This window comes from Peribacillus sp. NPDC096379, assembly GCF_044762875.1.
Classification (GTDB): domain Bacteria; phylum Bacillota; class Bacilli; order Bacillales; family DSM-1321; genus Peribacillus.
Genome location: NZ_JBIWFD010000001.1, coordinates 1,557,160 through 1,579,742, shown reverse-complemented (window position 1 = coordinate 1,579,742; position 22,583 = coordinate 1,557,160). Strand labels below are relative to the sequence as shown.

Below are 22,583 nucleotides of genomic sequence, written 5' to 3'. Positions count from 1 at the left end.
GTTAAGATGAAAGCGGTAAAATCAGGTGATGATGAAAACAAGCTGAAACAGATCGTATTAGACGCAAACATTGATCATGATCCGATATCCATTGCCGGTATGCAGCACAGTCAAGGAGGCCAGACGCTTTATCCAAATGGAATCCTACTTGATATGAAACAATATAATAAAATTCTAAAATTAGATGAAAATAAAAAACAAATTACCGTTCAAAGTGGTACGACTTGGGCAGATATTCAAAAGTTCATCAATCCTTATGGTCTTGCTTTAAAAGTAAGCCAGTCTCAAAGTATTTTTACAGTAGGCGGTTCATTAAGTGTAAATGTGCATGGTCGTGACATACGCCATCACGCCTTGATTGAAACGGTTGAATCATTTCGTCTATTAAACGCACAGGGTGACATTATGACTGTAAGCCGTGATGCAAATTCAGAGTTATTCCATGCAGTAATTGGTGGATATGGATTATTCGGAGTGATTCTTGATGTTACTTTACATTTGACAGACGATGAACTCTATCAAATTCAAACAAAATCACTAGCTTATGATGATTATAGCTCGTATTTCAACCGTGAAATCCTTCAAAACGACGCCGTTAAAATGCATCTCGCTCGAATCTCGGTTGCACCTGACAGCTACTTGAAAGAAATGTATGTAACCGATTATTACGAAACAGATGATCGATCTCAATTGGAGAAGTTTAGCTCTTTAAAACGAGAAACAATCATTGCGATACCCAAATTCTTTCTCGGACTTGCTCGCTTGAATAATTGGGGGAAAAATATGTTTTGGACCACTCAAAATGTATACAATGAGAATATTAATGGTTCATATATTTCTAGAAATAATGCCATGCGTTCCGATTCCATATTTATGGAGTATGATAGTTTTAACAAAACAGAAGTATTACAGGAATACTTTGTTCCAGTTGAACAATTCACAGCCTATATTGATGACCTTAGAGAAACGCTTAAAAATGAAAAAGATTTTAACCTATTGAATATCACCGTCCGTTATGTGGAGAAAAATGAAGAGACTGTTATGAGTTATGCAAAAGATGATATGTTTGCCCTCGTTATGCTTATTAACCAAGGGACAAGTAAAGATCGTATTAAAGAAACGGAGCAAGTAATCCGAAACATGATAGATATAACCTTAGATCACGAGGGTAGTTACTATCTTCCATATTATCATTATCCGACAAGAGAGCAGTTAGAAAAAGCGTACCCACGGACAGATGAATTCTTTGCTCTGAAAAAAGCCTATGATCCTAAAGGACGATTCTTGAATCTTTTCTATGAGGAGTATCACAAATGAATTATAGACGATTTTTTATTTATCAAGGGACAGTCGGTATGGCAGCTAGCATGATTTTTCCGTTTTATGTTTTGCTTTTGAAAAATGCTGGTAGCAGCTATTCTCAGTTTGGCTGGGCTTATGGTTTATTCGCATTAACGGCAGCACTGAGTTATTCTGTAATTGGAAAATTCGCCGATCGTGTTGGAGATAAGGCATTGTTGATCCTTTATTCTTGGGGTATGGCACTGGTCTTGCTCACTTTTCCGCTCGCTTATGAAATTTGGCAGGTTTATCTATTACAGATTGTGATGGGATTATTAGGTGCCGTACAAAAAAACTCCGAAAAAACAGTTCTCGCTCGTTCAGTAAAAAAAGAAACAGCGGGGAAAGAAATCGGCCGCTATCATATGGGGACATCGATTGGTGCTGCAATTGCTGTTATAGCTACAGGTTATTTAGTTGATTTTCTGACGATTGGCAGTATCTTTTATCTTGCTTCGATTGTATTTGCGTGGAGCGGGTTTTATATTATGAAACGGGAAACGACATGAAGCCTTATAGGGGTACAAATTTACATATAAAACCTTCATGTATTAGTTGAACTTTCGGTTAAGGCTTTCCCTGTATTTTTTGGTATATCTGCTTTGAACACATCAATTGTTTCAATTGATACATCTTTTCCTATTGAGACCATAATGCATTAATCGCATCGGTCTAATGTTTGATATTTACAGTTTAAATGTAAAAAAACATGCTCATTCCGAGATAAGCAAAGTAAGATGGTAAAGAAAACACAGAATATAGTTGTTGTCCTATATTTTCTTAGTATTCAAGCCTATTTAATTATTAGACAAGCATTAACACACAAGAGAATTTATTTTTCTTACAATAGATTTTTATGGTGAAATGGGCATTTTCCTAATATAGGTTCAATATCATCACCGATAAAAAATTGCTTCCATTCATTGTGTTCTGGGTCTCCGTAATGGCTAATATCCGGATGTTTAGGTAGGTTATCCCACTTTTCAACACGTTCTCTTACTTTTTCACGCGACATAATCCCGCCTTTTTCTGTTCCTTCAAGTCCGTTGAAAATCATTCTCGGCTGAATGCCAAGAACAAGTCCCCTCCCTAAGTCACGAGTTTTTCGCTGTTTATAGGCAGGTGCGTTACCAAATATGAAAAAAGGTTCACCAGCAAAATGAAAATCCCAAAGATGATGGTCAGGATTCTTCGGTTTCTCTTGGGGCCATTCTTTCGGGTCATGTTCATGCAAATATTGCAAAACATTCCAAAAGTAATTTCGATAATGCGCAATATCACCCTCTTCTTTTTCTGGTTCGACAAAAACAAATAATCCATGTCGTATATATGGTGGCTCTTGAAATAATTCTAGAAATTCTTCAATCGCTTTCGGTAGATTGGACCAATCATCTTGAGAAATGTATGCATAGCGAAGCTCGCCCTTGTTTTCAGCTTTCATTCCAAAATAGCAAGGAAACGTCTTATCAGTAACAAGTTTGTGAAAGGTTTGGTACTCCTGAATTAACCATGGAGGTACTTTATTAGGATTTTGCATATCTTCTTTCGTTAATAAACACGGAGAAGTAGTTTGCATGATTTCAACCCCTTATCATTATTTGTCTTTTACTTCTTAACTACCCAGCTAAAAAGAAATAAAACGTTAAGATGCTTTAATAAGCTAAAAAAGAGCAAGCTTTTGGATTTTCCATTAGCTTGCTCTTTTTTTATTTTTGTGTGACCTTTTCTTCAACATGCATGATCCACCCTAACTGATCTTCTTCTTTACCAGTTTGGATTCTTGTAATGGTATTGTATAATTTCGTTGATAATTCACCCGTTTTTCCTTCATTGAGGACAAGCTTTTCGTCATTCCAGAAAAACTCACCAATTGGTGAAATGACAGCAGCCGTACCAGTACCAAATGCTTCTTCCAATTTCCCTTCTTGATGAGCTTGATATACCTCATCCATAGAAATCTTCCGTTGTGAAACAGGGATGTTCCAATGTTCAAGCATCTCGATAATCGATGATCTTGTTACACCGTCAAGAATACTTCCATTTAGTGCAGGAGTTACTACTTCTCCATCAATTTTGAAAAACACATTCATACTTCCAACTTCTTCAATATATTTCTTTTCAACTCCATCAAGCCAAAGTACTTGGGAATAGCCATTTTCTTCAGATACTTTTTGCGCTTTTAAACTAGAAGCATAATTGCCACCTGTTTTCGCTGTACCAGTTCCACCTACAACTGCACGGACAAACTCTTTTTCAACAGCAATCTTTACAGGGTGTATTCCTTCTTTATAATATGAACCTACAGGCGACATTATGATAATAAATTTATATCGCGAGGAAGGTGATACGCCTAGGTAGGGCTCAGTTGAAATAATAAATGGCCGTATATAGAGTGATGTTCCCTCTGCGTCTGGAATCCATTCTTTATCAATAACAATTAATTTTTTCAAAGCTGCCAATGCAAAATCGATATCTACCTCAGGTATGCAAAGACGATCATTCGATTTATTTAACCGTTGGAAGTTCTTTTCCGGGCGAAATAAAACGATATCTTTGTCATCTGTATAGTATGCTTTCATCCCTTCAAATACGGATTGTCCATAATGAAAAATCATTGCAGAGGGTTCGAGTGTAATCGATTGATAAGGAACGATTCGTGGATCATGCCAACCACTTCCTTCAGTATAATCCATAATAAACATATGATCAGTAAACACTTTGCCAAATTCTAGTTGATCAGATTTCGGTTTTTCTTTCTTCGTTGTTGTTAGTGTGATCTCCATGTCATGTTCCTTCATTACCAAGACTCCCTTGTGGATATAATTTATTATAAAAATTCTATATTTCATTGTACTACCTTATACTATCAAAGTTCAAGCTTTAATCACCTAATTTTCCGAATCTTTTAATAAACCTCCCGGATTTTCTGGTATACAAATAAGTGGATGTCCCAAAAGGTTCAGACCTTTTTGGGACATCCGTGTTCATATGAATTACTTATTCCCTTTCACCTCTTGGCGTTTTTCTCGTAACCAACTCGTCAATTTAGCTAAAGACCCTTTTTCTTTTACTTTGGTGATTTTTAAATTTGAATCTTTTTTTTCTAGAAAAATCTCTTCTTTATCAACCGCATACTCAAACGCCAATACAAGTCCAATGTCAGTATTATAATCTTTATTGATCACCATTTTATAAGGTATTTTGTTAACTTGAGCTGCTTCAATATATTTTTTTAGAGAAGAGTATTCCATATTTCCGTTCGCAAATAGCAGTGCCTGCGGATGCTTTTTCATCAAATTCATAAATTCTTGATAAACCTCTTTGTCCCTCACTTGCGGCTGTGTCAATACAGCAATAATTCGTTCTCGAATTGTACCGAGGTACCTTTTTCTTTCTTCGGGTTTTAATTCCTTCTGTCCGTGTATTCCTTGTTGAATGATTTCATCTACGTTTTTGCCAGACAAATAGGCTCCCTCCTTGTTTTGATCATCTTAAATAGTGTATTTAGTAACACTTTATTTGTGCTGAAATTCTGATACAGATTTGATGAATTAAAGAAGTACCAATATTATTTTCAATCTACATTGATAAAAAACTCTACTTGGCACGAAGGGTGCCCATTGTACCTCATGATCGATTCTAGATCGCAATATTATTCTTCGCAAGCTTCCTCACTTTTAGCAACCAAATAGAATCTGGTTTAGTTGCTCTGATTTACCAATTCAGACTTTCGAAAAGATATACTTCATTCAATCATTCATTTTCCATTATCTAATTACTACAAAATAGTCTTCTCACTTCTATCCTTTTTATCATCCAATCACAAACCCAACCATATAATGTTCTGATTGTATTAAAAATAATATGAAAAGGATGAAAAAGGATGAAAAAATGTTTAACCGTATTCATCATAACATGCTGTTTGTTTTTTGGAGTTGAAACTGCATCAGCTGCGAAATCACAACTGATTATTATTAATAAGAACACGAATCAGCTTGCCTATTATGAAAATAGTCAGCTAAAAAAGTCATTTATTGTCGCCACTGGTAGCAAGACATCAGATACACCTGAAGGAACGTTCAAAATTGTAAATAAGATAGTAAATCGTCCCTATTATAAGGGGAATATCCCTGGAGGATCTCCAAAAAATCCTTTAGGTAATCGTTGGCTCGGCTTAAACGCTAGACAAACACAAGGAACGACCTATGCTATTCATGGCAATAATAATCCAGCTTCTATTGGTAATTACGTGAGCGCTGGCTGCATTCGCATGTATAATAATGAAGTAAAGTGGCTGTTTGAAACAGTATCAATAAATACTCCTGTCGTTATAACAAGTTCTTCAAAAAACTTTGAATCCATTGCGGCCAGTAGTGGATTTAAGGTAAAAGGGAATCCAACCGCCACTCCCGTAACAACGGCAATTACTTTAAAACGCGGAAGTAAGGGTGCAGAGGTTTCTAAATTACAGAAACAGCTCACATCATTAGGCTTTTCGACAAATGGGAGCGATGGTGTATTTGGCCCAGCGACGGAAAAGGCCGTTAAAGAATTTCAAAAAGCGAGAAAGCTAAAAGCAGATGGAATAGTAGGTGCGATGACGAAAAAAGCGTTAGGTATGATTTAATAAGTAACATGTATGTATTAAAAGGATGACCTCTGACCCCAAATGCTTTAAGTTCGTGTTCAAAAAGGAAGATAAAAAGAGCCGAGAAGTTCGAGGAACGGAGAGACAGAGCTTTGATGCAATTCGACAGTTACTTTTACCAGACTTTTTGAACAACCTCTTTAATTAGTGTTTAATCACATGCAACTTATAATGGATTAGGGGTTGGATGGTTTGAATTTTTTCTTTTGAGGCAGCCTTGTTTTCAATTCAATCCTAATTGTTCCATTTTTGGTTTTATTTTTGTTGAATGTGGTATAATTCAATCATATGTTTCTTTTAAATAAAGAACAAGGGGGTTAGTGTAATGGATGAACTTTTATTATGGATCATCAAAATTGTATTTATAGTAGGAACGATTGGGATGTTCTTTCTTTTAGGCGTAATTCGTAATGAAGAGTAAGTTTATTTTACATACACACCTCGACTACCAACTACTCTGCCTTTTTTAGTAGCCGGTCGACTTGTAGACGCTTTCACGTATTCCATTACATTAAGGTGCATCTCGTGTTAGCATATGAACGACACGTCCTTATGCCCTTCTTCAATTTATTGAAGAAGGGCATATTGGTGTACGTCATCATATTGCGATGCATTTGATCGTTACTTTTTAAGTATTTTATGCCTTATGTTATCTAGGACACTGGATGTAAAATTGCTTAGTGATTGCAGAACAATATCTATGGTAGTGACGATTGATCCCGCATTAACGGGCAGTCCCCCCCACCCCCAAGGCTTGAGGAATCGAAGAAGCGTAGGAGAAAACCCCCACTGATTGAAGTTTCACTTTATTTGCACTGACTATATAACGATGTATCTGGCTAAAGATGAAACATCTTTTAGCCAAAAACTTCAGCAATTTTTTTATAAATAATGCATTAAGATGTCCTTTCCATAATATAGGACAACGAGAGTCAATCCTGTTAATACGATAGATTCTAAGGCCCCTCCCGTTTTCATCGTTAATGGTAATCGGAATGTTATATCCAAAGGATACAATAATTTGATTCCATTTTTTGTTGCTGCATCCAGTAGTAAATGACTTGCCATTCCAATCAAGATACCAATCCGAATTGATTCAAAAGGGATAAATAAAAGGAGTAGGCCATTAACAATGATTAAAAATAATATACTGTGAGTTAGGGTACGATGACCGAATACTCCATTAATGAATTTCGATAGCCACGGTAGTTTTCTGCCAATTTTACTTCCCCCATGACAAATATCTGGAATCATTCCACCAAGTGCTCCGGCTGCAATCATTATTGCAGGATCATAGTTCGATGTTTGGGCAAAAGCAGCAGTAGCCGCAATACCGCCCATAATATGTGTTTTTCCTGTCAAACTCTTTCCACCTTCTCTTTTTCAACATTTGCATAGAACCCCATTATACTCCATTTTTGGATGATGTCATAGAGTACTATTGAAAGAGCATGATTATAGGTTAAACACCAAAAAGACTCAGCTAACAACTGAGCCTTTTATTAAGGAACTATGAGAGAAATAGGTTCATTACCAATCTTCTGTAATCTCAAGTAATACATCAATATCAATTTTATTCATAGGGAAAGAAACTACTCCTTCTGCGTACTCTTCGGTTGTTGCTAACAAATAATCAATATCGATCGTAACCACAGTGGATGCCTCCCTTTTTTCTACATTTACATAAAGATATTAATCTGTACCCTCTATTTTACCCAGTTAAACTTTTTAACTAAATTTTCAAATGAGAAAATAGCCTTAATTGTAAAAAACACGCCGCTGTCATATATTACTTAAGTCAAACTCTACATATAGTCATCTTAAATCAGGAGCAAATTACCTTATCTACTTTGCTCATTATGATCATAAAAATTCTCGCTACAAGGTACCCACATAATCCGCCCATTGTGTTCAGAATGATATCATCCACATCAAAACTGCCAATCCGAAAACTTAGTTGCAAACTTTCAACGAGTAGTGATGCCATAGATGACGAAATTACTGTTTTCGCTATGTAAAAGCGTTTAATTAGTAAAGGAACAAAAAAACCAAAAGGCATAAAAGCTAGAATATTTCCGCAAAAATTTGTGAACCAAGCATGATAATAGCCTGTAGCTAATAAATTAAAATATAAATCAATGGTGTTGAACGGGACAAGGTTATAATCCAAGATGATGACAGATTGTCGATAATATGCAAAGAATAATAGGTAGCTGAGAAATAACAGATAGGAGATGAAAATTAGACTTCCTACTACAAAAAGAACTCTTTTTAACAAAAGGTTTTGAAGTTGCACAATCATGTATACCTCCATTGTCAGGTTCAGTATCATTCTGTTCTTTGGATAAACTATAGCATATCAACGATGATGTTGTGGAGAAAATAAAAATGATTCGTGCCAGTCCATGTGAATACGCTCAAGAAAACATAAATCAATGAGTTGGAGGCATTTAGCTCTTAAATGTATGCTAGAAATACAGATTACAGTTTTTGTATCGTTTTTCCTTAAAGGCCTTTTTATTATGGATATATCTATTGTTATCGTGAGTTTGACTTTTTATATTCTGACGAGGTTTTTATTGAAATATACAAATGTCGATTATTTTACAGTAGTAATAAGGAGCTCTTACGTTCCTTTCATGACCTTTATTTGTACAAAATGATACTACATCTGATTTCGACTGCTTGATTTATAATTGAAGTAAAAGTTAAAACGTAAGAATGTGATTAATCGAATCAAGAGTAAGGTACTACCAGAATATCTTTAGTAGTCAGCATCTGTGCATGGCTGACTACAATCTAGATAATACTAGCCGGAATTGAAAAAGGTGCCAAAACGAGTTTTTTAATTAAACAAATATCATTTTTGTTTATGAAGCAACAAGTTATTTCTATTAATATATTCTACCGATATTATTATTGAAATAAATGTAATTAAATATACGATCCGCTATTTTCCACATAAAACAAACCGCCATTATTAAATATGGCGGTTTGTTTTACAAAAATACATAAATAATTGTTCAATATACTCTGAGGAACCATCCCTTACATAATCATTCACAGAATCCACTGATTTTGGACATTCTGTTTCAAAAAGAACGGTCTCTTCTTTTTGTTTTTCTAATGAATCCATGGTTTTCCACCTCAATCTATCTTATTCAAGATAGAGCTTGGCTTGTGACAATGAATGATTAATAAACTAATTTACTGGAATTTTTGAACAACCTCCTAAACATCTATTTCTTAAAAGTTAACATAATATTATTATGTAATTCGTTACGAACCATTTAATACTTTGGATAAACATTGAAATAGACTGTCCCATAACGTAAGGATCAGAACACCACATCCAATATAATATCGTTTATAGTATGTATAAATGTCATAATAAACGATGTATAGAGTGTGTCGTCAGACCCTTTTAGGACAATCCCTTTTATCCCGTGCTTTAACGAGCAGTAAAACCCCTACTGATTGAAGTTTCACTTTATGTTCGTTTTACTTCTAATCGGCGTGACAGTATGGATAATGTATAGTTCACGATGAAATACATGAGAGCAACTACCAATAAGGTTGGCTCTAGGTATCCGCTTTTTTGTCCGTAGACAATTTGGGCTTGATGTGTCAGTTCCGGAACGGAAATTACGACCGCAAGTGACGTATCCTTTAGTAAGGAAATAAACTGGCTAACTGTCGGCGGTACCATTCTTCGTAAAGCTTGTGGTACTATTATATGCCATAATGCTTGAAAGTAACTTAAGCCTGATGAACGTGCCGCTTCCATTTGACCTTTATCGATTGAATTTAATCCACTTCGAATAATTTCAGATAACATGGCTGCTTCAAAAATAGTTAAGGCAATAATAGCTGCTGGAACTTCCTTGAATTTAATCCCGATTTCTGGTAGCGCAAAGAATGTAAAGAAAATAATTAATAATAAGGGTAAATTTCTAATAACCTCGACAATCACTGCAAGTACTTGTGATAGGACAGGTATCTGGGCAAAACGAAGCGTTCCAACAACTCCACCAAGTATGAAGCTTAAAATAATAGCAATAAAAGCCATTTTAAGCGTCAGCCAAAAACCATTCACTAGAAATGTTAGATTATCAGCTGAATATGCACCAATAAAATCCATCGGTATCCCTCCTTCAATTACTCTTAGCCAGGCGTTTCTCTAAATACCCTACGCCAAGACTTAAAGGAATGGTTAATATTAAATAAAACATAGCAACTAAGATATACGTATCCATCACTTTAAAGGTTCTTGCTGAAATAAGATCAGCTTGATACATCAAATCACCGCCGGCTATGACAGCTACTAAAGAAGAGTTCTTTACCAGATTAATAAATTGATTGCCGAGTGGAGGTATTACCACTTTAATTGCTTGAGGTAAAATAATAATTCTCATTGCCTGACTATATGTAAGTCCTGAGGAACGTGCCGCTTCCATTTGACCCTTGGGAATCGAAAGTATACCAGCGCGAATTGCCTCTGCAATGAAAGCTGTTGTATAAATGGTTAAAGCAATTGTCCCAGCCGTAAGCCCTTTGAAATTAAATACTAAATAAACGAATAGCATAATGATTAACAGTGGAATGTTGCGGAAGAATTCAACATATGTAGTGCCAAGCCAATTCAATGGCTTGTATGGAGCAATTCTTAATACAGCAATAAATGCTCCAAGCAATAAACTTGCGATAAGTGCAGTGATACTTGCAATTATAGTAACCTTGAATCCTTCAAGAAACATGTCCATATTATCCGTTAATATCGAGAAATTCACTTTAACAACAACTCCTCTAACTAATCAGGATGAGCAAGTACGCCCATCCCAAAAAATTATAACCAAAATCCATTAATCTTTCTTTATCCCCCATTAAGGGAAAGTCAAGACCCTACTACAAGGCTTAGAGGAATCAAAGTAGCGGTAGGAGGGATAAACTTGCCGTAAAAGCCCGATTGGTGAGATAACGAAACTTACCTTTGTGGTCTTCAAAGGTATAGTAGAGGCCCACAGGATGTGGGTCACACAGACGAAGACATGAGGACGCGGCGTACTAGTCTGTGATTCATTAAATCTTAGTTCGTAGTGTCGCTTTCCCTATGCTGCGTGAAGGTATTAGCGACACTTGAACGGGACTCAAACAGTGGGAGATGAGGCCCCCAATTATTGAAGTTTCACTTTATCCATTTATTATGGATTTCATCGTATTTACCGGAATCTTTAAGAGCTTTCAATGCTTCGTTTAATTTCTTAACAAAATCTTCATTACCTTTTTTCACGGCAATTCCGTATGGCTCTTCTGTAAATGTTCCTCCGACTAATTCAAAGCTTGGATCTTCATCAGCCATACCGTAAAGGATAGAATCATCCGTAGTCAGGGCATCACCCTTGCCTTGCTTAAGAGCTGCAAATGCTTCTGAGTAATTTTCAAATTCTAACACTTCTGCATCAGGTGCTTTTTCACGAATATTTATTGTTGAGGTTGAACCTTTAACAGCAAGCACTGTTTTACCTGCAAGACTTTCAATACCTGTTACATCACTGCCTTTTTTCACTAGTAGTGATTGTCCTGCATCGAAATAGACATCAGTAAAGTCTACTTCTTTTTTACGTTCTTCTGAAATGGTCATCGTTGCGATAATCGCATCGATATCCCCATTTTTCAAAAGTTGAATTCTAGTCTTTGAGGTAACCTCTTTAAACTCCACTTTAGATTCATCGCCAAGGATTTCACCAGCGAGCGCTTTTGCGATATCAATATCAAAGCCTTCCACCTCTCCTGTGCTTGGATTTTTAAGACCGAAAAGCCGAGTATCGTTTTTAACACCGAACACAATTTTGTCGTTTTTTTCAACCTTTGCCAATACTCCAGCTTTCTCACTATTATCTGATCCTGAGCTTGAATCACTGTTTCCACAACCTGCTAGCATCATCGCTGCCATTAGTGGCAGAGCTGCCATTTTGAAAAACTTCTTTGGATTCACCATTTGTGTTCCCCCTCTTATTTTTTAATGATTTAATATACGGCTGAGAAATAGTTGAGCCCTTTCTTCTTTTGGATTCTCGTAAAACTCTGCCGGAGTTGCTTCTTCTAAAATTTGACCTTGGTCCATGAATACGATCCGGTCAGCCACTTCTCGGGCAAACCCCATCTCGTGAGTGACAACGACCATCGTCATTCCCTCATGTGCCAAAGCCTTCATAACATCAAGTACCTCCCCAATCATTTCAGGGTCTAGTGCTGAAGTAGGTTCGTCAAATAGCATAATTTCTGGGCTCATCGCAAGTCCTCTTGCTATGGCAACACGTTGCTGTTGTCCACCAGAAAGTTGTGATGGGTAGGATTGCGCTTTATCAGCAATTCCTACTTTTTCTAAATATTTAAGAGCAACTTCTTTTGCTTGTGATTCAGTTTGTCCTAATACTTTCATAGGTGCCAGGATAATATTTTGAAGAACGGTCTTATGAGGATATAGGTGAAAATGCTGAAAAACCATGCCAATTTCACGGCGGAGCTTATTAATATTTGTTTTCTTATCACTTACCGAAATCCCATTCACGGTTAACATACCTTCAGTTATCGACTCCAGATGGTTGATACATCGCAGCAATGTACTTTTACCAGAACCAGAAGGCCCTATAACAACGACTACCTCTCCTTTATTGATGGTTAGATTAATAGTCTTCAGTACATGAAAATCCCCATAATACTTATTTACTTTGTCAAAAACAATCATTCTGTCTCCCCCCGTAACTAGTAACTATTATGTAAGATTTAGACAGGTAATACTAAATTTATTGATTTTTTAAAATATTCACAAATTTATAACTATACAGAAATTATATTCACAAACTACTAGTTTAGTCAAATCTAATTATAAACTCACCAAAAAATAATATCCCGGTATAGTTGATCTTCCTTAGAATTTCAGCAATAGTTACATCGGAACACTTTCGTAACCGCATACATTATTCAAGATATTTCTAGTGTATTTTCTGGAATCTTCTTTTAATCAGATCGTTTTATTTGTATATTAGTCATTCTATATATTTGATCCATTTACTTTGATATAATCCCATTCATTTAGTTGGGTTTATAGGAGGAGCGCCGTTTTGAGATCATTTATTGAAAGTTTATTCCTTCATTTTTTTACCATGATGTTTATCCCTTTAATTAACAATATGTTCTTTAGACAAAAAACTTCATTTAGAGGGCGTAATATCTTGTTTGTAACGATTGTTTTTTCTCTTTTGTTAACCTTTTTATTTCCGATTCAAATAGCGGATGGTTTGGAATTCGATATGAAATTCATTTCCATGTATATCGCTTACTTTTACCTGGGACCCTTATTTGGCATTCTGACAATTGCTGCTTTAATCATGGTCAAAGCCATAATGGACCCTGCTCAATTAGGTATGCTAATCATTAATTATTCCCTAATGGCCTTTTTATTTTATTGGAGTGCTAAATATTACAAGCGTTTTTCTTACAATCAAAAGCTGTTGCAAGCAATAAGCTTTTATTCCATGATCACAATTACCCGCTTTATCTTTATGACTTACACAAATAACCAAGAATATTATCTCCATTTATTAATTTTCACTGCTGTTTCTTCACTTGCACTCTGCTGCATTATCTATCTATTAGAAACTAGTAGACTACAAGAGCCGATGTTGGATCAATTAAAAAATGCAGAGAAGTTAAATGCAATCAGCCAATTAGCTGCATCAGTAGCCCATGAAATACGGAACCCAATGACAACAATCAACGTTTTTTTGCAGATGTTGAAGGATGAAGAAAACTTGACTAAAGATCAACAAATGTATATTTCTATTTCACTTACCGAGCTCGATAGAACGCACCATATTATCAATGATTTTCTCTCACTTTCCAGACCTGGCAATATACATACCGAAATATTCTCTGTTAGCACTTCTTTAATCGAAATCGCCGATTTTACGAGGCCGTATTCTGCATATTCAAACGTAGAAATTATTGTACATATAGATGAAAATTTAACGATGATTGGAAATCAGAACGAGTTTAAGCAACTGATCTTAAATTTCTTAAAAAATGGAATTGAATCAATGGATCAAAAAGGTGGATAACTTCATTTGATCTCCTTTTTAAAAGATAATATGATCATAATCAAGATTAAAGATGAAGGGTGTCGATTGACACATGAACAGCTGAAACAACTCGGACAGCCATACTATTCAACCAAAACAAAAGGTACGGAACTTGGTCTAATGATTTCCTTTGATATAATCAAAAGAATGCATGGGAAACATAAAGTTTCTAGTAAATCAGATGAAGGTACTTGCTTTATCCTTCAATTTCCCTATGTGATGAAACCCTGAATTTTTCCCCAATAAAAAAACCGACAATTGTCGGTTTTTTTACATCTATTTAATCAGTCCGTGCATCTTCAAACGGGGCATAAAACAATCCCTTAGGAGCCAGCATGTCTGTTTCAGACCTCCGTTCCTCACCATTCACAATATATAATCCAGCTGGATAGAAATCGAAAAACCCGCTTTCTTGATGAAGTTCAAGAAAATATTCGAATAAATCATCCATAAGTTGCTGATGCAGCTTACGGTCGATAACATCGCCACACTCATCTGTTTCAAAGTTCTTATTAATGGCCTCTTGAAGACCTTCATGATGTGAAGCTGCAATATATAAATCAACATCACCACATTCCATACACAGCAGCAATCCTTCTTCCCGTACTTCTTCATACTCAGCTTTAACTATTTCTTTTAATATTCCTTCGATTTCTTCACGATTTATAAGTTCTATAGCCGTTTGCAACATATGATTTCCCCCATTATCATCTTTTTTCAGCAGCTAGGATCATATAGTACTTTCTATATTAAGTCGTGGTGTTAAAAAAAGCTTGTCTCACGATTCAATTTGGAGATTTTTCGATATCCTTCGCTATTAATCGGATTATTCCGAGAAAATAATTGCTATTTTCAAAAAAAATGTAAAAACCTGCGCTTTCCCGAGAAATAATTTCATTTCTTAATGATTGGTTGAATGAATTAAGTTTATGCGTTACTTATTTTACTATTCCTCTTTTTTCAATTGATATCTGGGCTAACCCTACTGGATATCAGCTAATGAGAGGTTCCATTTTAGGTTAAATCACAATATAGAATACGACTGGCAGCGTTACTAAACTTAACACCGTACTTATAAATGTCGCACTTGATACAAATTCAGGGTCTGTATTATACTGCAATGCGTACATCGTTGTATTCGCCGCAGTCGGCATCGCAGCCATAATAATCATAATTTGTTTAACAAGATCATCTACTGGTAAGAACAATGAGATACAAAACGCGATAATTGGGGATATGGCCAGTTTAAGAATTAGTGATAATGACAATTTATTGATAGCTACATTTTTTATAGAAATATTAGCAAGTTGCATCCCAAGCGTTATCATTATAGTTGGGATCGCTGCATCCGCAACAAGACTGACTGCTGCTAGCATCGGATCAGTTAAAGAGATTCCCATATATTTAACTAAAATGCCGGCGATTGCCCCATAGACGATTGGCATTCTACTTACGGCACGGAGCGCTGATTTGATCCCATTTCCTTCAGGACTTCCTTTAGCAGCATAATACACCCCCACTGTGCACATAACCATTTGCTGAATCACCATCAGAACAATCGCGTACTTAAGACCCGCTGCGCCAAACAATAGAAAAACAACTGGCGTTCCATAATTCCCATTATTCATGAACGAAGATGCTAAAATCATCGCGCATGTTTCTCTAATATCATATTTTCGAAAGAATGCCACAACGTATACAAGAAGAATTAGAGCTAAGCAAAGGCTAAATGTATAGAGAATCATATATAGATAGTCTTTATCAAATTCTGTTGTATAGAATGTCCGAAAGACTAGAAACGGACTCATTAAATAAAGTGCCATTGTCGAAATGACTTTTGTATCAAAGTGAAACTTCTTTTGACCAATAAACCCTAAAATAAATATCGCAAAAATCGGTAGTAAAACTCCTAAAAACCCCATTTGACTCACCTTCATCAATGTTATGTACTGATAAGAGTACCACTTTTCTAGCAAAATCAAAATACTTATCCTCTTAAAAAACATCCACAAGCATCTGATCTCAACTAAAACGATGAAAAATGTTCAGGTTCGCAAATTGCATCACCTTATGAAGTTGGCTTTGCTGTGCTGATTTTGCGAAGCCCCGCCCCTTTTCCACAGAAATGACATTATACTTTTAAAGATTTATAATTTGGTATAATAAGGATAATTCGCATCGGAGGTGAATGGGATTATATGGATTATTTTTATTTTATTATTCCGCTAATTACTATGGCTGTATTTTTAAATGTAACGACCCTATTAAAAAGACTTGTTAAAAATGAAGACATTCGTAATGAAAGAATTGTTGGATCTATGCTTGTTGTTCTTTTAGTTTTAACCTTGATGATCTGGATCACTTCATTCTCTTAAATGTGATATATCGTTTGATTGAGCATAGAATTGTCTGAATAAAGAGAGTTTATGGTAAGATGTATTTGAAGAAATAAATGGAGGCTGAAAAAATGACAGTTTTTAGAGGGTATATTGGTACATATACAAAAGGCGACAGTAAAGGAATCTATACATTTACACTTGATACTGAGAAAAAAGAATTAAGTACTCCAACTCTAGCTGCAGAGCTAGAAAATCCAACCTATATAACGGTCACAGCAGATAGTCAAACATTGTATGCAGTCGGTAAAGAAGGTGAGTTTGGCGGATTATCTTCTTACAAAATATCAGAAGAAAATGGTAAACTTACTCTATTGAATTCTGAAGTTTCTTCTGGTTCATCACCTTGTCATGTTAGTGTGAACCATACAAATGAAAAGGTCCTAACTGGGTATTATCATCGCGGTACGGCCGAATTATATAATACGAATGGAGGAAAAGTGGCTCCAGTTTCAGCTTTCGTTCAACATACAGGGTCTGGGCCTAATGTAGAGCGTCAAGAGAAGTCACATGTTCATTTTTCAGGTTTTACTCCTGATGAGAAATATGCTGTCGTGGTCGATCTTGGAATTGATAAAATCGTAACGTATAGCATTGAAAATAACTCACTTGAAATCAAAAATAGCTTATCTGTCAAGCCAGGAAGTGGACCAAGACATATTGCCTTTCATCCTAATGGCAAATTTGCTTATGTAATGACAGAGCTCAGCAATGAAGTTATCGTCATGTCCTATAACAGTGAAGATGCGAAGTTTACTGAAGTTCAATATATTTCTGCTATTCCAGCAGACTTCACAGAAAATAGTCAAGGAAGTGCCATTCATCTATCGTCTGATGGCCGGTTTGTATACGTCGGGAATCGTGGACATAACAGCATTGCCCTGTTCAGCGTAAATAACGAAACAGGAGAATTAGCCTTCATTGAGCATACTTTTACTGAGGGCAATTGGCCACGTGATTTCGTATTAGATCCAACTGAAAAATTCTTGGTTGCTTCTAACGAACAGTCAGGCAACCTTGTTCTCTATTCTCGTAATGTAGAAACTGGAAAACTAACATTAGAACAATCCAATGTTGCTGTTCCATATCCAGTATGTGTGAAATTTTTAACAAATTAATCAATTTGGAAGAAGCAGAGATTTTTTTATGATCTCTGCTTTTATTTATCCACAATCGTTTCAAACTCACCTACTTGGATTATTTAGATTCTTGCGTTTGCTATATTAAACGGATCATTTGAATCAAGGTAATTTATCCCATTGTGATTCTCGCTTTTTTGTACTATATTATGGATTGTATTTATCTCGCTTTTACGATGCCTACTATTGAATGCACCTATGAATCTTGAAATTCTAAGAGGCGGCATCTGCCCTTATTAACCTGATTGGTGAGATACAATGAAGCGTACCGATGCGAAAGTAATAGTATAGTTTAATCCCGCAAGATGTGGGTCACACAGACGAAGAACTGAAGGAAGCTGTGCAACTTAGTCTGTGTTCATTGAATCGGGCTCTTAGTGTCGCTTTAACAAAGCGTGAAGATTTAGCGACGAACGGTACTAACCATCAGTGGGGTAAGTAAGTCCCCTTACTAATGGACGTTTCACTTTAACGATACATCCCGAGGTGGTCATGATGAAAGAAATTCTACTCATTATATTATTGCAATTAGCTTATGTTCCGCTGCTTACTCTAAGAACGATCTTCTTAGTCAAAGGTGTCACATCTCTCGCGTCTGCCATTGGGATTTTGGAAATGTTAATTTATGTGTTTGGACTTTCCCTCGTTTTCGGTGGCGATCAAAATTTAATCGCGATGGTTGTTTATGCAGTCGGTTTTGGACTAGGTATTATTTTAGGTACAAAAATCGAACGAAAATTAGCAATCGGGTATATTAATGTTGTCGCAAATACTCAGCAAAAAAACTCAGAACTTATTGAAACACTTCGTACGCTCGGTTTTGGTGTGACTCTTTATACCGGAGAAGGACGCGACGGCAATCGTTATCGCATGGATATTTTAACGAAACGAAATCGAGAAAATGAACTGTATGCGACAATAGAAAAATTCGAACCCAAGGCATTCATAATTTCTTATGAACCTACTAGATTCAAAGGCGGCTTTATGCTGGCTAGAATGAAAATGAATAAGAGATTTTAATCAAAAAGATGTAGAGTAGTAATCAACCCCATTTGATTGCTGCTCTTTTTATTTAGATCGCATTAGCTAGTGGTTAAATCCTCACACGGTATCTAGGAGACACGCACCGTAAAGTCAAAAGAGCACAGGCTTGTCTCCACTAGTCAGTCATTTTTGACACCCCTCCTACTTTCTATGACTTTTTTATGATTTTGTATAAAAATTCTTGTAAAAGTACGTCTGTATTCAGCTAGATTCAACTATAAGTGAAACTTCAATCAGTGGGGGTTTTACTGCCCGTTAAAGCGGGATAAACCAATTGATACTTCTAAACATCTTGTTGGATTTTCGAATATCTCTTATCATAAATAGCTATATGAATAACAGGTACTAAATCCATTTTGTGTAGAGTAGTAGCGATGGAATTTTTAAAAATACGACTTTAAAATAATATTTTTCCACTCAACTAATGTAAATCATTCCTTTTTGTGATAAATTTAAGAATATTCAGTAGAAATTAATGTAATTGAGGTAGGGGAAAATGGAATGAATCAGGTACATGTAAGTTTAGATACACCAAAAATCCCAAGTAAATCAAAACGTTTATGGCTTGCTTTAATACTGGGTACATTGTCCGCGTTTGGACCTTTGTCTCTTGATATGTACTTGCCGGCTTTACCAGTACTCGCGGATGATTTGAATACAACTACATCATACGCACAGCTCAGCTTGACTGCATGTATGGTCGGCCTTGCCATTGGGCAAATCTTCGCTGGGCCACTAAGTGATGTTAGGGGGCGCCGCAAACCGTTACTTGCCGGACTATTGCTCTACATTTTATCATCATTGCTATGTATCATCGCCCCCTCTATCGGAATATTTGTTATTTTGCGGTTCATTCAAGGTGTAGCAGGAGCTGTTGGTATAGTCATTTCGAGAGCGATTGTGAGAGATCTATACTCTGGGACTGAGCTCACTAAGTTTTTTGCACTGTTAATGCTCGTGAATGGAGCCGCACCGATTTTAGCTCCGATTGCTGGTGGTCAGTTGCTAGAGTTTACCTCTTGGAGAGGAATATTTTTTGTCCTTAGTTTAATTGGCATGATTACATTGTTTTTTGTTATTTCAGGTTTAGGTGAAACGCTCCCTTCAGAACGTCGCTCCAAAGGTGGATTGAAGCAAACCTTCCTAACTTTTAGAAAGATTATGGGGGATCGTTTATTTATGGGCTACGCACTTTCCCAAGGATTAATTGGGGCAGGACTGTTCGCATATATCGCTGGTTCCCCATTTGTTCTACAAAATATTTATCAGCTTTCACCGCAAATGTTCAGTTTATGCTTTGCAGTTAATGGGTTCGGAATTATTATCGTTACTCAACTAACTGGAAAATTGGCTACACGCTTTGGGGAAACAAGACTTCTAATTATTGGTCTTGGACTTAGTGCAGGAGCAGGGATCAGCTTGTTTATTATGATTTTATTAAACGCAGGATTATTCGGCATTCTTATACCTTTATTCATTCTGGTATCCTGTGTCGGTATGATCAATACATCTACCTTCTCACTTGCCATGAAAGATCAGGCAAATTCTGCTGGAAGTGCCTCCGCTTTAATTGGACTGATGACGTTTCTATTTGGGGGAATTGTTGCACCTTTTGTTGGGATAGGTGGAGAAAATACCGCTTTACCTATGGGAATAATCATTGCTATTGCCGACGTGGGAGCGTTAGTGATTTATTTTGTACTGGTAGGGAGATTTAAACAAACCAAGCAAGGAATTAATTAATATTCCATGTAAAAGCTGATCAACGATTGATCAGCTTTTACATATTGTTATCCGAAATTTGAAAAATTGTGCTTAATGAATACGTTCAAAATGGCACATCGTCAATTACTTTACCAAAATAGATGACACGCTACAAAATGACCCGGTTTTTGTTCCTTCCATTCTGGAACAGCTGACGAACAAATTTCCATCGCATTTGGACAGCGTGTACGGAATACACAGCCACTGGGCGGATTAATTGGACTAGGCACATCCCCACTCAACACGATACGTTCTCTTTTTATTGTGGGATCTGGAATGGGAACAGCCGAAAGTAATGCTTTAGTGTACGGGTGAAGAGGTTCATTGCATAGTGTTTCACTGTCTGAAAACTCCATCATTTTACCGAGATACATGACAAGGATCCGATCAGAAATATATTTCACCATCGACAAATCATGTGCGATGAAAAGATACGTTAAACCCATTTCTTTCTGTAACTCTTTTAGCAGATTCACTACTTGAGCCTGAATCGATACATCCAAAGCAGAAATCGGTTCATCACAGACGATAAATTTAGGATGTAAAGCAAGTGCCCGTGCAATGCCAATTCTTTGACGCTGCCCTCCGCTGAATTCATGTGGGTATCGATTAATATGCTCAGGACTAAGCCCAACAAGTTTTAATAATTCTTCAACCCGCTTCTTTTTCTCTTTCCCTTTCACGACACCATGGATGGTTAGTGGCTCGCCGATAATCTCTTCAACTGTCATTCTGGGGTTTAAAGATGCATAAGGATCTTGAAAAATTAGCTGAATATCTCTACGTATTTTTGCCATTTTCTTTTCAGAATGGTCATAAATATTCTTTCCCTGAAACAAAACTTCCCCATCTGTTGGTTCATATAAACGGATCATCGTTCTTCCTGCAGTGGATTTGCCGCAGCCTGATTCTCCTACAAGACCAACTGTTTCCCCTTCATAAATATCAAAATTCAAGCCATCAACCGCTTTTAGCTTCTGTTTTCCTACTGAGAAGTATTTTCTTAAATTTTTCACCTGAACAAGGGGAACTTTCTTCTTTGAATCATCATCTAGTTCTACGTTTTTTACGTCCGTTGTCATCGTTTCGTCCCCTCTCCCACATTTGTTGCTGTATGTGTATTCATTACTTTTGCCATTGAATGTTGTAGCCAACAAGCAGTGATTTGACCATTTCCTACATCTTCAAGCTCCGGGTCATGGTCTTTACATATTTTCATCGCGTAATCACATCTTGGATAGAAGGAGCAACCTTTAGGAGGTGAAAATAAATCTGGTGGCGAACCAATAATAGGCGATAACGGAACAGACTTATCCATATCGAAGCGAGGTACAGATTTCAACAACCCTTTAGTATATGGATGCTCTGGACTTTGAAAAATCTCTAAAACAGTTCCTGATTCGACTACTTTCCCCGCATACATGACAACGACTCGGTCACATATTTCCGCAACTACTCCTAAATCATGAGTAATTAAAATGATGGCTGTTTCTGATTGCTTTTGAATGTCTTTCATTAACTCAAGTATTTGGGCTTGAATCGTAACGTCCAATGCTGTTGTCGGTTCATCTGCTATTAATAGTTTAGGCTGACAAACCAATGCCATCGCAATCATCGCTCTTTGTCTCATTCCTCCAGAGAACTCATGTGGGTACTGCTCCATTCGCTTTTCAGGCTGAGGTATGCCAACAAGCTTTAACGTTTCCAACGCATGGTTATACGCTTTCTTCCGAGAAATTTGATTATGCTTTAAAACAGACTCCATGATTTGCACGCCAACTTTGCTCGTTGGATTTAAGGACGTCATTGGATCTTGAAAAATCATACTAATCTCATTGCCTCGAATTCTCTCCATTTCTCGTTCCGATGCTTCAATTAAATTTTTTCCATTAAATGTGATAGACCCTTCTTTATATCGAGCGGGTGGTGAGGCTAAGAGTTTCATAATTGCTTTTGCTGTCACACTTTTACCGCATCCAGACTCACCCACTATACCGATTGTTTCCCCTTGCTTAACTTCAAAATTGACACCTCTAACCGCATGAACTTCACCGCCATATGTTTTAAAGTCAATTCGTAAATTCTTCACTTCTAATAACTTCCCCATTCT

The 22,583-nt window shown here is 36.5% G+C and carries 23 protein-coding genes; 8 read left to right on the top strand and 15 right to left on the bottom strand.

What is annotated here, in order from left to right; all coding sequences use genetic code 11:
• The first annotated feature begins 6 nt into the window (after positions 1-6).
• On the top strand, positions 7-1,317 hold the full coding sequence (locus tag ACIQZI_RS07500) for an FAD-binding oxidoreductase (RefSeq protein ID WP_403071156.1): 1,311 nt from the start codon (positions 7-9) through the stop codon (positions 1,315-1,317).
• Entirely contained in the window at positions 1,314-1,850 is a 537-nt protein-coding gene (locus ACIQZI_RS07495; RefSeq protein ID WP_403071153.1) for an MFS transporter, read from the top strand. The genes ACIQZI_RS07500 and ACIQZI_RS07495 overlap by 4 nt, the downstream gene beginning before the upstream one ends.
• A 332-nt stretch (positions 1,851-2,182) precedes the next feature.
• Here ACIQZI_RS07495 and ACIQZI_RS07490 read toward each other — a convergent pair whose 3' ends face one another.
• The 3 genes from ACIQZI_RS07490 to ACIQZI_RS07480 form a co-directional block, all read right to left on the bottom strand.
• Complete coding sequence (locus ACIQZI_RS07490) at positions 2,183-2,917, bottom strand: YqcI/YcgG family protein (RefSeq protein WP_403071150.1); 735 nt, start codon at positions 2,915-2,917, stop codon at positions 2,183-2,185.
• A 130-nt stretch (positions 2,918-3,047) separates the two neighbouring features.
• Positions 3,048-4,139: a branched-chain amino acid aminotransferase gene (locus ACIQZI_RS07485; protein WP_062179261.1), complete on the bottom strand. Its 1,092-nt coding sequence runs from the start codon at positions 4,137-4,139 to the stop codon at positions 3,048-3,050.
• A gap of 195 nt (positions 4,140-4,334) precedes the next feature.
• The gene (locus ACIQZI_RS07480; RefSeq protein ID WP_403071143.1) at positions 4,335-4,805 is read right to left on the bottom strand and encodes a YueI family protein; all 471 of its coding nucleotides are present in this window, start codon (positions 4,803-4,805) and stop codon (positions 4,335-4,337) included.
• A gap of 419 nt (positions 4,806-5,224) precedes the next feature.
• Between ACIQZI_RS07480 and ACIQZI_RS07475 the strand changes: the two genes are divergently transcribed.
• On the top strand, positions 5,225-5,968 hold the full coding sequence (locus ACIQZI_RS07475; protein WP_403071140.1) for a L,D-transpeptidase family protein: 744 nt from the start codon (positions 5,225-5,227) through the stop codon (positions 5,966-5,968).
• A gap of 903 nt (positions 5,969-6,871) precedes the next feature.
• Here ACIQZI_RS07475 and ACIQZI_RS07470 read toward each other — a convergent pair.
• The 8 genes from ACIQZI_RS07470 to ACIQZI_RS07435 all read right to left on the bottom strand — a co-directional run bounded on the left by ACIQZI_RS07470 (position 6,872) and on the right by ACIQZI_RS07435 (position 12,737).
• A complete protein-coding gene (locus ACIQZI_RS07470) occupies positions 6,872-7,351 on the bottom strand; it encodes a metal-dependent hydrolase (protein ID WP_062179252.1) in 480 nt (159 codons plus the stop codon).
• A gap of 168 nt (positions 7,352-7,519) precedes the next feature.
• Positions 7,520-7,642: a hypothetical protein gene (locus ACIQZI_RS07465; RefSeq protein WP_403071137.1), complete on the bottom strand. Its 123-nt coding sequence runs from the start codon at positions 7,640-7,642 to the stop codon at positions 7,520-7,522.
• A 172-nt stretch (positions 7,643-7,814) separates the two neighbouring features.
• Positions 7,815-8,291: a VanZ family protein gene (locus ACIQZI_RS07460; RefSeq protein WP_403071134.1), complete on the bottom strand. Its 477-nt coding sequence runs from the start codon at positions 8,289-8,291 to the stop codon at positions 7,815-7,817.
• A 678-nt stretch (positions 8,292-8,969) separates the two neighbouring features.
• Positions 8,970-9,125 (bottom strand): hypothetical protein, encoded by a 156-nt coding sequence (locus tag ACIQZI_RS07455; RefSeq protein ID WP_403071131.1) that lies wholly within the window; start codon positions 9,123-9,125, stop codon positions 8,970-8,972.
• 354 nt (positions 9,126-9,479) lie between these two features.
• Complete coding sequence (locus ACIQZI_RS07450; protein ID WP_403071128.1) at positions 9,480-10,130, bottom strand: amino acid ABC transporter permease; 651 nt, start codon at positions 10,128-10,130, stop codon at positions 9,480-9,482.
• 13 nt (positions 10,131-10,143) lie between these two features.
• Positions 10,144-10,752: an amino acid ABC transporter permease gene (locus ACIQZI_RS07445; protein ID WP_082675109.1), complete on the bottom strand. Its 609-nt coding sequence runs from the start codon at positions 10,750-10,752 to the stop codon at positions 10,144-10,146.
• A 422-nt stretch (positions 10,753-11,174) separates the two neighbouring features.
• Positions 11,175-11,987, bottom strand: a complete 813-nt coding sequence (locus tag ACIQZI_RS07440; protein WP_403071125.1) for a transporter substrate-binding domain-containing protein — start codon at positions 11,985-11,987, stop codon at positions 11,175-11,177.
• Between the two features lie 21 nt (positions 11,988-12,008).
• Positions 12,009-12,737, bottom strand: coding sequence for an amino acid ABC transporter ATP-binding protein (locus ACIQZI_RS07435; protein WP_403071122.1), 729 nt, complete (start codon positions 12,735-12,737; stop codon positions 12,009-12,011).
• 376 nt (positions 12,738-13,113) lie between these two features.
• Between ACIQZI_RS07435 and ACIQZI_RS07430 the strand changes: the two genes are divergently transcribed.
• Positions 13,114-14,109, top strand: a complete 996-nt coding sequence (locus tag ACIQZI_RS07430) for a histidine kinase dimerization/phospho-acceptor domain-containing protein (RefSeq protein WP_403071119.1) — start codon at positions 13,114-13,116, stop codon at positions 14,107-14,109.
• A 30-nt stretch (positions 14,110-14,139) separates the two neighbouring features.
• The gene (locus ACIQZI_RS07425) at positions 14,140-14,361 is read left to right on the top strand and encodes an ATP-binding protein (protein WP_403071116.1); all 222 of its coding nucleotides are present in this window, start codon (positions 14,140-14,142) and stop codon (positions 14,359-14,361) included.
• 49 nt (positions 14,362-14,410) lie between these two features.
• Here the strand turns inward: ACIQZI_RS07425 and ACIQZI_RS07420 are convergent, their stop codons facing one another.
• Together ACIQZI_RS07420 and ACIQZI_RS07415 are read right to left on the bottom strand one after the other, a co-directional pair.
• Positions 14,411-14,821: a hypothetical protein gene (locus tag ACIQZI_RS07420; protein ID WP_403071113.1), complete on the bottom strand. Its 411-nt coding sequence runs from the start codon at positions 14,819-14,821 to the stop codon at positions 14,411-14,413.
• Between the two features lie 328 nt (positions 14,822-15,149).
• The gene (locus tag ACIQZI_RS07415) at positions 15,150-16,052 is read right to left on the bottom strand and encodes an AEC family transporter (protein ID WP_403071110.1); all 903 of its coding nucleotides are present in this window, start codon (positions 16,050-16,052) and stop codon (positions 15,150-15,152) included.
• 545 nt (positions 16,053-16,597) lie between these two features.
• On the opposite strand from ACIQZI_RS07415, the gene ACIQZI_RS07410 reads away from it, so the two are divergent.
• From ACIQZI_RS07410 to ACIQZI_RS07400, 3 genes are all read left to right on the top strand, one after another.
• Entirely contained in the window at positions 16,598-17,644 is a 1,047-nt protein-coding gene (locus tag ACIQZI_RS07410; RefSeq protein ID WP_403071107.1) for a lactonase family protein, read from the top strand.
• A 516-nt stretch (positions 17,645-18,160) separates the two neighbouring features.
• Positions 18,161-18,685, top strand: coding sequence for a DUF2179 domain-containing protein (locus tag ACIQZI_RS07405; RefSeq protein WP_062179221.1), 525 nt, complete (start codon positions 18,161-18,163; stop codon positions 18,683-18,685).
• Positions 18,686-19,210: 525 nt separating this feature from the next.
• Positions 19,211-20,452 (top strand): multidrug effflux MFS transporter, encoded by a 1,242-nt coding sequence (locus tag ACIQZI_RS07400; RefSeq protein WP_403071104.1) that lies wholly within the window; start codon positions 19,211-19,213, stop codon positions 20,450-20,452.
• A gap of 110 nt (positions 20,453-20,562) precedes the next feature.
• Here the strand turns inward: ACIQZI_RS07400 and ACIQZI_RS07395 are convergent, their stop codons facing one another.
• Positions 20,563-21,555, bottom strand: a complete 993-nt coding sequence (locus ACIQZI_RS07395) for an ABC transporter ATP-binding protein (RefSeq protein WP_403071101.1) — start codon at positions 21,553-21,555, stop codon at positions 20,563-20,565.
• On the bottom strand, positions 21,552-22,580 hold the full coding sequence (locus ACIQZI_RS07390) for an ABC transporter ATP-binding protein (protein WP_403071098.1): 1,029 nt from the start codon (positions 22,578-22,580) through the stop codon (positions 21,552-21,554). The genes ACIQZI_RS07395 and ACIQZI_RS07390 overlap by 4 nt, the downstream gene beginning before the upstream one ends.
• Positions 22,581-22,583: the final 3 nt, after the last annotated feature.

Excerpts from the sequence above, each read along its gene's own strand:
- ACIQZI_RS07500 (WP_403071156.1), top strand. The coding sequence starts at position 7 with ATGAAAGCGGTAAAATCAGGTGATGATGAAAACAAGCTGAAACAGATC.
- ACIQZI_RS07495 (WP_403071153.1), top strand. The coding sequence starts at position 1,314 with ATGAATTATAGACGATTTTTTATTTATCAAGGGACAGTCGGTATGGCA.
- ACIQZI_RS07490 (WP_403071150.1), bottom strand. The coding sequence starts at position 2,917 with ATGCAAACTACTTCTCCGTGTTTATTAACGAAAGAAGATATGCAAAAT.
- ACIQZI_RS07485 (WP_062179261.1), bottom strand. The coding sequence starts at position 4,139 with ATGAAGGAACATGACATGGAGATCACACTAACAACAACGAAGAAAGAA.
- ACIQZI_RS07475 (WP_403071140.1), top strand. The coding sequence starts at position 5,225 with ATGAAAAAATGTTTAACCGTATTCATCATAACATGCTGTTTGTTTTTT.
- ACIQZI_RS07460 (WP_403071134.1), bottom strand. The coding sequence starts at position 8,291 with ATGATTGTGCAACTTCAAAACCTTTTGTTAAAAAGAGTTCTTTTTGTA.
- ACIQZI_RS07455 (WP_403071131.1), bottom strand. The coding sequence starts at position 9,125 with ATGGATTCATTAGAAAAACAAAAAGAAGAGACCGTTCTTTTTGAAACA.
- ACIQZI_RS07450 (WP_403071128.1), bottom strand. The coding sequence starts at position 10,130 with ATGGATTTTATTGGTGCATATTCAGCTGATAATCTAACATTTCTAGTG.
- ACIQZI_RS07445 (WP_082675109.1), bottom strand. The coding sequence starts at position 10,752 with ATGGACATGTTTCTTGAAGGATTCAAGGTTACTATAATTGCAAGTATC.
- ACIQZI_RS07440 (WP_403071125.1), bottom strand. The coding sequence starts at position 11,987 with ATGGTGAATCCAAAGAAGTTTTTCAAAATGGCAGCTCTGCCACTAATG.
- ACIQZI_RS07435 (WP_403071122.1), bottom strand. The coding sequence starts at position 12,737 with ATGATTGTTTTTGACAAAGTAAATAAGTATTATGGGGATTTTCATGTA.
- ACIQZI_RS07425 (WP_403071116.1), top strand. The coding sequence starts at position 14,140 with ATGATCATAATCAAGATTAAAGATGAAGGGTGTCGATTGACACATGAA.
- ACIQZI_RS07420 (WP_403071113.1), bottom strand. The coding sequence starts at position 14,821 with ATGTTGCAAACGGCTATAGAACTTATAAATCGTGAAGAAATCGAAGGA.
- ACIQZI_RS07415 (WP_403071110.1), bottom strand. The coding sequence starts at position 16,052 with ATGGGGTTTTTAGGAGTTTTACTACCGATTTTTGCGATATTTATTTTA.
- ACIQZI_RS07410 (WP_403071107.1), top strand. The coding sequence starts at position 16,598 with ATGACAGTTTTTAGAGGGTATATTGGTACATATACAAAAGGCGACAGT.
- ACIQZI_RS07405 (WP_062179221.1), top strand. The coding sequence starts at position 18,161 with ATGAAAGAAATTCTACTCATTATATTATTGCAATTAGCTTATGTTCCG.
- ACIQZI_RS07400 (WP_403071104.1), top strand. The coding sequence starts at position 19,211 with ATGAATCAGGTACATGTAAGTTTAGATACACCAAAAATCCCAAGTAAA.
- ACIQZI_RS07395 (WP_403071101.1), bottom strand. The coding sequence starts at position 21,555 with ATGACAACGGACGTAAAAAACGTAGAACTAGATGATGATTCAAAGAAG.
- ACIQZI_RS07390 (WP_403071098.1), bottom strand. The coding sequence starts at position 22,580 with ATGGGGAAGTTATTAGAAGTGAAGAATTTACGAATTGACTTTAAAACA.